Origin of the sequence: Mycolicibacterium vulneris, from assembly GCF_002104765.1 — a bacterium.
GTDB lineage: Bacteria > Actinomycetota > Actinomycetes > Mycobacteriales > Mycobacteriaceae > Mycobacterium > Mycobacterium vulneris.
In genome coordinates this window covers 84,395-95,565 of the sequence record NZ_NCXM01000005.1, presented here as the reverse complement: position 1 = coordinate 95,565, position 11,171 = coordinate 84,395, and the positions used below count along the sequence as shown (strand labels likewise).

Genomic DNA, 11,171 nt, shown 5'->3' with positions numbered 1-11,171 from the left:
TCGGTTACCTCAACGCCGCCCCTGGAAGTCCGCCGACCACCAGCGTGCCCGGTCCGACGTGCGTTGCGACCACCGGCCCGACCTCGGAGACGAATTCGGGCTCGGTGCCGAGCAGTTCGGCGAGACGCTCAGCCAGCTGTTTCGCGTCATCGTGCGCATACGCCTGTTGCAGGAACCACCGGTCGGCACCCGCCGCGCGGTGCTGGCGCATCAGTTCGATCAGCCGCTCGGTCCCGCGCCTACGCGTGCGCACGCGCTCGACGGCCTTGAGCTCTGATTCGATCGTCAGGATCGGTTTGAGGTCGAGCGCCGATCCGACCCATGCGGCCACAGCGCCCACCCTGTTGCTTCGGCGGAGGTACTCGAGCGAATCCACCAGCGCCCAGCCCTTGACTTCCTTACGGGCCTGGCGCACCCGCTCGATAACACCCTCCGGGTCGGCTCCCCCGGCGGCGGCACGCGCTGCCACCAGGGCCTGGAACCCAAGGTGGCCGCCGAAACCGGCCGAGTCGATCACCGTGACCCGCGCCGCACAATCGCCCCCCGACTCCAACTGCGCGGCCGCCTGCCGCGCCACCGAGCAGGTGTCGGAAACGCCCGACGAGATCAGCACCGCAACGACTGCACTGTGCTGCTCCAGCAGCCGTTCAAAGACCACCGCGAAATCCTCGACGGTGGGCGGCGAAGTCGTCGCGACGGTCTTCGACGCGTCCAGTGCGGCGTAGAACCGTGCGAAATCACCATCGAAGTCCAACTCGCGCAGCAGGCCGCTACCGACGTCGTAATACTGTGAGACAACCGTAATTTCGAACTGGTCGACGAGCGCACGCGGCAGGTAGCCGGTGCTGTCGGTGACCACCGCGACATTAGCCATACGCACCCTCCAACGCCGCGCCGGGAAGACCACCGACCGTCACCATCCCCGGACCGGTATGAGTTGCCAGTACCGGCCCGACCTCGGAGATGAACTCCGGTTGGGTGCCGAACAGCCCGGTGAGACGCTCGGCCAGTCGCTGCGCGTCCTCGTGCGCATAGGCGTGTTGGACGAACCATCGATCGGCGCCCACCGCGCGGCGCTGTCGCATCAGCTCAATCAACCGCTCGACCCCGCGCTTGAACGTGCGCACGCGTTCGACGGCCTTCATCTCGGATTCGATCATCAAGATCGGCTTGAGGTCGAGGGCCGAGCCGATCCATGCGGCCGCGGTGCCGACGCGGCCGCCGCGCCTCAGATACTCGAGCGTGTCGACAAGGACCCATTGCCTGATCTCCTGGCGCGCCCGGCGCGCCTGCTCGGTCACGCCCTGTAGGTCGGCTCCTCCCGCCGCGGCACGCGCCGCCGCCAGCGCCTGACAACCCAGGTGGCCGGCCACGCCGGCCGAATCGAAGACCACAATCCGCTCGCGGTCCACCCGCGCCGCGGCTTCCCGTGCGAACTCGCACGTCGGGGAGAGGTTTGAGCCAAGCATGACGGCGACCACGGCGCTGTGTTGCTGCAGCAGGCGTTCATAGGCTTCGACGAAATCTTCGATCTTGGGCGGCCCGGTGGTCGCGACGGTCTTCGACGCGTCCAGCTCGGCAAAGAACCGTGCCCAATCGCCGTCGAAGTCCGACTCGCGCTCCCCCCGGCCAGGCAGCTCGTGACCGCCGGTGGGCGACGCGGCGCCGGTGATGTCGTAATACAGCGACACCACCGTGATGTCCAGGCTCTCGACGAGCGCCCGCGGCAACGCGCAGGTGCTGTCCGTGACCACCGCAACATCAGCCATATGCGCCCTCCAACGCCGCACTGGAAAGACCTCCGGCCACCAACGTCCCTGGACCTGTGTGAGTTGCGAGCACCGGGCTGAGCTCCGAGATGAACTCCGGCTCGGTGCCGAACATTTCGGCGAGTCGCTCGGCCAACCGCTCGGCATCTTCACGCGCGTCCGCGTGCTGGACGAACCATCGATCGGCGCCCACCCCGCGCCGCTGTCGCATCAACTCGACCAACCGTTCGACAGCGCGTTTGCGCGTGCGCACGCGTTCGACAGCCCTGAATTGTGATTCGAGCACCAAGATCGGCTTGAGGTCGAGCGCCGATCCGAGCCATGCGGCGCCGCCGCCGATCCGGCCGCCGCGGCGCAGATACTCGAGCGTGTCCAGAACCACCCACTGCCTGACCTCCTGGCGCGCCCGGCGCGTCACCGCGGTGACCCCCGTGGCGTTTTCCCCGGCGGCGGCCGCCCGCGCGGCTGCGAGCGCCTGAAGACCCAACTGGCCGGCCGCACCGGCGGAGTCGATCACCATCACCCGCTCGCCACCGCGGCCTTCGGATTCCAGCCGTGCGGCCGCCTGCCGAGTCATCGAGCAGGTCTCGGAAAGGCCCGACGAGATCAGGACGGCGACAATAGCGCTGTGCTGCTGCAGCAGCCGCTCAAAGACCGCGACGAAATCCTCGACGCGCGGCGGCGACGTTTTCGCGACGCTTTTCGACGCGTCGAGTTCCGCGAAGAACGTCCCGAAATCCCCATCGAATTCCGACTCGCGCAGCCAGCCGCCACCCAGGTCGTAGTAGAGCGAAACGACGGTGATGTCCAAAGTGGCTGCGAGCGCCCGCGGCAGGCAGGCGGTGCTGTCGGTAACCACCGCGACGTCAGCCACAAACCACCTCCATGATCCGCGGCAAGGCTTCGCGCGTCGCGATCCGGCCCGCCTCGCGGGCGCGGTCGATCTGATGCCACTCGAGGAAACCGATACTGCTGGTGTCGGGGTGGATCGCCAGATCGGCCCGCTCCAGAACCGCCGTTGATGCCATGGCGCTACCGATCGTCATCGTGCGCATGAGCGTGTCGACGACGTTGGGCACCCGGGGCGAGTGCGGCAGTCTCGTAGCGGAGGCGGGGGTTGCTTGCTGACCGGTGCCGATGCTCACTGCGATCAGTGGGCCCTCGTGGCGCGCCAGCGTCGTTACCGGCAGGTTGTCGAGCACACCGCCGTCGACGTGTAGCGCACCGTCGTAGACGATCGGTGCATACAAACCCGGGACCCGTAGGGAACAACCGACGACGTCGGCGAGCGGACCTCTTCGGTGCACGACGGCTCGGCGTGCCAGCAGATCGACGCTGACACAGCGGAATTCCTTCGGCAATTCCTCGACTAGCTGTCCCCCGAAGACGCTGTCCAGGGCGCCTAAGGTGCGCCGCCCCCGGATAAGTCCCTTGCTCGGCAGGGTGTAATCGCTTGTCGGGTTGCTGCGGATGAAGTACTCATAGATGTTCGCGTCGACGGCAGCCGCATCCTTACCGGTTGCTGCGAGTGCCGCAATGATCGCCCCCATGCTGGTTCCGGCATAACGGTCGACGGCCACCCCGGCCGCTTCCAGCTCGTCCAGCACCCCAAGGTGCGCAAAAGCTCGCGCGGCCCCGCCGCTGAGGACCAGCCCGACGGAGCGTCCCGCGATCCGCGCGGCAAGCGGTCGCAGATCGGCGGTCGCGTGCCCGGCGCGGACCGTGTGTACCGAGCGCGGCGTGATCAATTCCTCCCACAGGTGCCGGTGTTCCCGGGCCGCGGGTGCTCCTGCGAGGACTAGGTCGGCTCCCACCGCACGCGCCGGCAGCGGTGCCACCGGCGGTGCCGGATGCGACACCACCAGCACGACGCGATCGGCCGACCGCAAGCAGAAGTCGCGCCAGTCCGCATCATTGGCTGCCGCGTGCAACACCACCTTGTCCGCCACCCGCTCAGCGCGGTCCAATCCGTCGCGGTCCACACGGCCCGGGTTCGCCACCTGTAGCCGGCCCGATAGTGCGGTGACCAATTCGGCGGCCACCAGCGACACGGGCGCACCGGCGTCGACGCCGACGATCGCAATGACCGCCTCCGGCGTCGCCGCCCGCGGCACCGCGGGCGGCGGAGCCTGGTGTAGCCGCGTGGCCAGCACCCGGACCATCGCTCCCAGGACGCCTGAATCGGCAATGCTTTGAAATTGGGTTTTGGTGAGCCGCACCAGCGTCGAGTCCCGCACCGCGCGAATCGACGCGGAACGGGGCGCATCGATCAGCAGTCCGAGCTCGCCGACGACCTCGCCGCGGCCCAATTCCGTTATTACGACGTCATTCTGGAGCACCTGCAGGCGGCCGTTTCGCACGACGTACAAAGAATCCGGCGCATCGCCCGCGTGAAAAAGATACGACCCCGCCTCCAGGTCAACCTGCTCGGCATGATCTCGCAGCTCTGCCCGGGTTACAGAATCCAGCCCGGCAAACAGCGGCAGACCACCGAGCGGATCGATCTCGCCGTCCGAGGCCGGCCGGGACTCGGCGGACAGTGACACAAGCCCCGGCGCCGACCGCGATCCCGGCAAGTCCAGTGGCGGGGGCAGTTCTGACTCCCCTGCCGTCGCAGCAATGTGACGAGTGCGGCCGAGCAACACTCCGGCGATAGCCACCAACGCAAAGCAGACCGCTGCCAGGACCCAACCCCGCCGCAGCGACCCTTCGGTGGCGCCGTGCGCCGGCGTTCCGACCACAATCACAAGCAACGCGATGCCGATTACGGCACCGAGCTGGCGGGTGCTGCTGACCACCGCCGATGCGGTGGCATAACTGCCACCTGCGGCCAGCCCGGCCAGCGCGGCGCTGCCGAGCATGGGCAGCGTTGCCCCGACCCCGATGCCCTGCAGAATTTGCCCGGGCAGCCACTGCCCGAGGAAATCAGGTTTGGACCCGACACGCTCGATGTACCACACCAGGCTGCCTGTCCAGATCAGCGCGCCGGCGATGATGATGAGGCGATAACCATGCCGGTCGGCGACGCGGCCCAGTACTGCGGCGACGACAGCCGCGACGAATGCTGCGGGTGCCACCGCCAGGCCCGCGCGCAACAAGTTGTAACCCCACACGTAGTTGAGGAACAGAACGTGGGTCAGCAGGTAGGCGTAGAACCCGGCGCTGGCGATCAGCGTCAGGGTATTGCCCGCCGTGAACGACCGGATGCGCAGAAACGCAGGCTCTATCAACGGGGTCGGATGCCTCCGCGAACTCATCGCGAATCCGAGCATCGCCACCACTGCGGCCAGGAATGACCCGATGGTCGCCGGGCTGACCCAGCTCCAGTCCGGCCCCTTGACCAAGCCGAGAGTCAAGCACCCGAGCCCGATAGCCAGCAACGCCGCGCCGCGTAGGTCGGGCACGCGCCGTCGTCCCGAGGCACGGCTCTCGACCAGTCCTCGTCGAGCCACCACGACGGCCACAACGCCGAGCGGCAGATTGACCAAGAAAACCCAGCGCCAACTCGACGCCTCCACGAGAGCACCACCGATTGGCGGCCCGAGACCCGATGCGATGGCCGCCGCCGCGCCCCAGAGGCCGACGCCATGTGCGCGGCGCGCTTCGTCGAAGCTTTCGACTACGAGCGCCAGGGACGCCGGAACCAGGACCGCCGCGCCGATGCCTTGCAGTACCCGGAATGCGACGAGCTGGCCGACGGTGTCGGCGGCCGCGCACAAGGCTGACGCGACGGTGAACAACACCACGCCGCAGATAAACATCCGCTTGCGGCCAAGCAGGTCAGCAATCCTGCCGCCGGCCACCAGGAACGCAGCGAAGGCGATGTTGTACGCGTTGAGCACCCACGACAGGCTGCTGATGTCGCTGCTGTGGAAGTACCGCTGGATGGCCGGGAAGGCGATGTTGACGATCGTGGAGTCGAGGAATGCGAGAAAGGCGCCGAAAGCCGCGACCAGCAACACCGCCGTCGGGGAGGGCTGTCGGCGTCGCGTAAGCGGGGCGGGGGGCCGGCCCGTCCGGAGGCGTCTGCCGCTCAAGCCCGTGTCTCCGTCGACGACCCTGCTGGCCCGGCCATGCCCGTTCGTCGTCGCGCGCTCGGCTGCGCGCCTCGGGGTAGTCCGGGCTGTGACAGCTATTCTGTGCGTCATGGCGCACCTCCGCTGTGGGGCTGTTGCGACTCTGACCGCGTCGCAATTGTCGCTCAACCGCCCGTGCTGGGTTCAAAAACCTACTAATTACTGTTGTGAAAATTAGCGAGCGGCTCCCGATCCGTGGCTGAGCACGGCAACGGTCCGGCCGGCACCACTGGCTACCTCACGTCGCTTCCAAGCCGCCGAACAGCGCGGGCCGCGGGCTGGCCGCGAAAACCATTGCGCGCGAGTTCAATACATTACGTTGACAGCGCTTCACCCGTTTTGGCTCGTTGTCGAGCACCTAGGCCAGCGTGACCAGGCCGAGCTCGTTGCTGGCCGCCAGCATCGGGTTATGTGGCAGCACGCGCACGGTGTAGCCGACCGATCCCGCCAGCGGCAACGGGGTCGTCGTCGAGAAGACCTGGTTACCGCCCTCGGCGGTGCCGGTGTAGGACATCTCGACGGTGATCGGCTCCAGCAGCGCGTCGCTGGAGTCGACGCGGCCCACCACCGCCTGGACGGTGACCTCGTCAGGCGCCAGGCCGGCGAGCTGCACGGTGGCGGTCAAGGTCAGCTTGGAGCCGAGCACAGGGCTGTCCGGTAGGCCGGTGCTGTCCACGTCGGTGATGACGATCTTCGGCCAGGCCTGCTGGGCGCGCCGACGGTAGGCGGCCAGCTCACGGGCCGCGCCGAACTCGCCGCCGCCCGCCGCGTCGTCGGCAGGCGCGATTGTCTTGCGCAGCGACTGCGCGGCGGGCGTGTAGTACTGCTCGACGTAATCGCGCACCATGCGCGACGCCAATACTTTCGGACCGAGCGTCTGCACCGTGTGGCGCACCATTTCGATCCAGCGGGGCGGCACGCCGTGTTCGTCGCGTTCGTAGAATTTCGGCGCCACAGCCTCTTCCAGCAACGTGTAGAGCCCGCTGGACTCCAGGTCGTCGCGCCGGTCCTCGTCGGCCACGCCGTCGGCAGACGGTATCTCCCAACCGTTTTCGCCGTCGTACCATTCGTCCCACCAGCCATCGCGGATGGACAGGTTCAGCCCACCGTTGAGTGCGCTCTTCATTCCCGAAGTGCCACAAGCCTCCAACGGCCGCAGCGGATTGTTCAGCCAGACGTCGCAGCCCCAATACAGCAGCCGCGCCATGGACATGTCGTAGTCGGGCAGAAACGCGATGCGGTGGCGCACCTCGGGCCGGTCGGCGAAGCGCACCACCTGCTGGATCAGCGCCTTGCCGCCGTCGTCTGCCGGGTGCGACTTGCCCGCCACGATCAACTGGATCGGCCGTTCCGAGTCGAGTAGCAGCTGTTCCAGCCGATCCGGATCACGCAACATCAGCGTCAGCCGCTTGTAGGTCGGCACCCGCCGAGCGAACCCGATGGTCAGCACCTCTGGGTCGAATGCCGTTGCGATCCAACCCAATTCGGCGTCCGATGCACCCCGTTCCAGCCAGGAGCGACGTAGCCGCCGCCGGACGTCGTCCACGAGCAGGGACCTCAGCTGCGAGCGGATCCACCACAGGTGGCCCGCGTCAACCTGCTTGAGGCGCAGCCAAACCCCCGGATCGCTGAACGAATCCGACCCGGCCAGCTCATGACCCAGCTGCAGCCACTGCGGCGCCGCCCACGTGCGCGCGTGAACTCCGTTGGTAATCGAGCCGATCGGCACCTCGCTCGCGTCGAAGCCGCGCCACAGTTCGTTGAACATCGACCGACTCACCCGGCCGTGCAGCGACGACACACCGTTGGCGCGCTGGGCCAGCCGCAGACCCATATGCGCCATGTTGAACTTGGTGGGGTCTTCTTCGGCGCCGAGCGCCAGGATGCGCGCCGTCGGCACCCCGGGCAGCAACACGGGCGCGCCATCGAATGTCGCAGCCTTCTCGCGGGGTTCCCCCTCGTCGCCGGCGTGGTCGTCGAAGTAAAGCCGCACCATCTCGATGGGGAACCGGTCGATGCCGGCCGGCACCGGGGTGTGGGTGGTGAACACGGTGCTGGAGCGCACCACGGTCAGCGCGGTGTCGAAGTCCAATCCCGGACCGGTCATCAGCTCGCGGATGCGTTCCGCTCCGAGGAAACCCGCGTGGCCCTCGTTCATGTGGAACACCTCGGGTGCGGGCAGGCCGTGAATGTCGGTGAAGGCACGGATCGCTCGCACCCCGCCGATGCCGGCCAGGATTTCCTGCCTCATCCGGTGTTCCTGGTCACCCCCGTACAGGCGGTCGGTGACGCTGCGCAGGTCGTGCTCGTTCTCCGGGACGTCGGAATCCAGCAACAACAGCGGAACCCGGCCCACCTGGGCGACCCAGATCCGGGCGCGCAGCTGCGCGGAGTCGGGCAGCATCAGCTCGACCAGGGCCGGCTCGCCCGTCGCATCGGTCAACAGGCGCAACGGCAGACCCTGCGGGTCCAGCGACGGGTAGGTCTCGTTCTGCCAGCCGTCGGCGGTCAGCGACTGACGGAAGTAGCCGGATCGGTAGTAGAGCCCCACCGCCACCAGCGGCACGCCCAGATCCGACGCGGACTTCAGGTGGTCACCGGCAAGGATTCCCAAGCCACCGGAGTAGTTGGGCAACACTTCGGCGATGCCGAACTCCATCGAGAAGTAAGCGATCGCGGCCGGCATTTCGGCGCCCTGCTCCTGCCGCCGCTGGTACCAGAGCGGGCGGGTCAGGTAATCGTTCAGATCGGCGGTCAGCGCGTCGAGCCGGCCCAGGAACGCCTCATCGATCGCCAGCTCGTCGAGCCGCGCGGGGTTCACCGCGCCCAGCAACGCCACCGGATCGCTCGCGCACCGCTCCCAGAGCTCGGGGTCGATGGTCGCGAAGAGCTCCTGGGTGGGTTTGTCCCACGACCAACGCAGGTTGGTCGACAGCTGGTCCAGCGCGGTCAGGCGCTCCGGAAGGTGAGCACGGACGGTAAACCGGCGGAGGGCTTTCACGCGTTCCTACCTTACTGAGGTTCCCGGCCCGCGCACTGCGGCGGGAAGGGTCGCTTTTCCGCGTCGGCGTGTGACCGAAGACTAGGGTGGGTATCGGGTAGTTACCGGGGGCGCAACGATGCCTCCCCGCACAGAAAATTTCCCCACGACAGGAAGTTTCCCGACGAGCGGCATTCCGCACGCAGCACACCGCGGGATCGGCCGCACACAATCGGAACGGAGTGGTGGTGCCCGGTCGTGTCGAGATCGATAACGTCCAGCCAGTCGTTTCCTGTGGCAAGTATCCCGCCAAAGCCGTGGTTGGCGAGGTCGTGCCGGTCAGCGCCGCGGTATGGCGGGAAGGCCACGAGGCCGTCGCGGCGACCCTGGTCGTGCGCTACCTCGGGCCCGGCTATCCGCAGGTAGCCGAGACCCGTCGGGTCAAGGCGGTTCAGGCCCCGGAAAAACCGGTGGCCGAACGCGACGGCAAGGTGGACCAGCAACGGATCAAACCGCTGCTGTTGCCGATGACCATGGGCCTGGAGCCCTACGTTTTCCACGGTCAGTTCACCCCCGATCAGGTCGGGTTGTGGACATTTCGGGTCGACGGGTGGGGCGACCCGATTCACTCGTGGCGCCACGGGGTGGTCGCCAAATTGGACGCCGGTCAGGGCGAGACCGAACTGTCCAACGATCTTCTGGTCGGTGCGGGGCTGTTCGAGCGCGCGGCGACGGGCGTGCCGCGCGCACTGCGCGAACCGCTGCTGGCCGCCGCCACCGCATTGCGCAAGCCCGGCGACCCGGTGACCCGGACCGCGCTGGCGCTCGATCCGGGGATCGAGGAAACCCTGGCGGACTACCCATTGCGTGACCTGGTCACCCGCGGCGAGCAGTACGGCGTCTGGGTGGACCGGCCACTGGCCCGGTTCGGCTCCTGGTACGAGATGTTCCCCCGCTCGACCGGCGGGTGGGACGCCGAGGGCAACCCCGTGCACGGCACCTTCGCCACGGCCGCCGCACAGCTTCCGCGCATCGCGGCCATGGGATTCGACGTCGTCTACCTGCCGCCAATCCACCCGATCGGCAAGGTACATCGCAAGGGCCGCAACAACTCTCCGACCGCCGCCCCCGGAGATGTGGGATCCCCCTGGGCGATCGGCAGCGACGAGGGCGGCCATGACGCGGTGCACCCGGATCTGGGCACCATCGACGACTTCGACGCCTTCGTCGCCGCGACGCGTGAGCTGGGCATGGAGGTGGCGCTGGACCTGGCGCTGCAGTGCGCGCCCGATCACCCCTGGGCGCGCGACCATCGCAACTGGTTCACCGAATTACCCGACGGCACCATCGCTTACGCGGAAAACCCGCCGAAGAAATACCAGGACATCTATCCGATCAATTTCGACAAGGACCCGGCCGGCCTCTACGACGAGGTGCTTCGGGTGGTCCGGCACTGGATGGACCACGGCGTCAAGTTCTTTCGCGTCGACAACCCGCACACCAAGCCGCCGGATTTCTGGGCCTGGCTGATCGCCACGGTCAAGGCCATCGATCCCGACGTGCTGTTCCTGTCCGAGGCGTTCACGCCGCCGGTCCGGCAGTACGGCCTGGCCAAACTGGGGTTCACCCAGTCCTACAGCTACTTCACCTGGCGGACGGCGAAGTGGGAGCTGACCGAGTTCGGCAATGACATCGCCAACCTCGCCGACTTCCGCCGCCCCAACCTGTTCGTCAACACCCCCGACATCCTGCACGCCATCTTGCAGCACAACGGGCCCGGGATGTTCGCCATCCGCGCGGTGCTGGCAGCGACCATGGGGCCGGCGTGGGGCGTGTATTCCGGCTACGAATTGTTCGAGCATCGCGCGATCCGGGAGGGCAGCGAGGAGTACCTGGACTCCGAGAAGTATGAGTTGCGGCCCCGCGACTTCGTCGGTGCGCTTGCCGAGGGCCGGTCGCTCGAGCCTTTCATCACCCAGCTCAACGCAATTCGCCGACTGCACCCCGCGCTGGAGCAGCTGCGCACGATCCATTTCCACAACGTGGACAACGATGCCTTGATCGCCTACTCCAAGTTCGACCCGGCGACCGGCGACTGCGTGTTGGTGGTGGTGACGCTCAACGCGTACGGCGTCGAGGAAGCGACGCTGTTTTTAGATATGGAGGCTTTGGGTATGGAGCCCTACGAGCGTTTTTGGGTGCGCGACGAGATCACCGGCCAGGAATTCCAATGGGGCCAGGCCAATTACGTCCGGCTCGACCCCGGGCAGGCGGTCGCACACATCATCAACATGCCACTCATACCGCACGAATCACGAATGACACTGCTACGCAGGCGATGAAACG

At 67.3% G+C, this 11,171-nt stretch carries 6 protein-coding genes; 1 reads left to right on the top strand and 5 read right to left on the bottom strand.

Annotated features, from left to right (window positions below; genetic code table 11):
• Positions 1 to 4 precede the first annotated feature (4 nt).
• The 5 genes from B8W69_RS06480 to glgP form a co-directional block, all read right to left on the bottom strand.
• Positions 5 to 874: a DegV family protein gene (locus tag B8W69_RS06480; protein ID WP_085289083.1), complete on the bottom strand. Its 870-nt coding sequence runs from the start codon at positions 872 to 874 to the stop codon at positions 5 to 7.
• Complete coding sequence (locus B8W69_RS06475) at positions 867 to 1,769, bottom strand: DegV family protein (protein ID WP_165762561.1); 903 nt, start codon at positions 1,767 to 1,769, stop codon at positions 867 to 869. Before B8W69_RS06475 ends, B8W69_RS06480 begins: the two co-directional genes overlap by 8 nt.
• Entirely contained in the window at positions 1,762 to 2,643 is an 882-nt protein-coding gene (locus tag B8W69_RS06470; RefSeq protein WP_165762560.1) for a DegV family protein, read from the bottom strand. Before B8W69_RS06470 ends, B8W69_RS06475 begins: the two co-directional genes overlap by 8 nt.
• Positions 2,636 to 5,806: an MFS transporter gene (locus tag B8W69_RS06465; RefSeq protein ID WP_245843147.1), complete on the bottom strand. Its 3,171-nt coding sequence runs from the start codon at positions 5,804 to 5,806 to the stop codon at positions 2,636 to 2,638. The genes B8W69_RS06470 and B8W69_RS06465 overlap by 8 nt, the downstream gene beginning before the upstream one ends.
• A 397-nt stretch (positions 5,807 to 6,203) precedes the next feature.
• On the bottom strand, positions 6,204 to 8,846 hold the full coding sequence (glgP, locus tag B8W69_RS06460; RefSeq protein ID WP_085289079.1) for an alpha-glucan family phosphorylase: 2,643 nt from the start codon (positions 8,844 to 8,846) through the stop codon (positions 6,204 to 6,206).
• Between the two features lie 227 nt (positions 8,847 to 9,073).
• On the opposite strand from glgP, the gene B8W69_RS06455 reads away from it, so the two are divergent.
• The gene (locus B8W69_RS06455; RefSeq protein WP_220084546.1) at positions 9,074 to 11,167 is read left to right on the top strand and encodes an alpha-1,4-glucan--maltose-1-phosphate maltosyltransferase; all 2,094 of its coding nucleotides are present in this window, start codon (positions 9,074 to 9,076) and stop codon (positions 11,165 to 11,167) included.
• Positions 11,168 to 11,171: the final 4 nt, after the last annotated feature.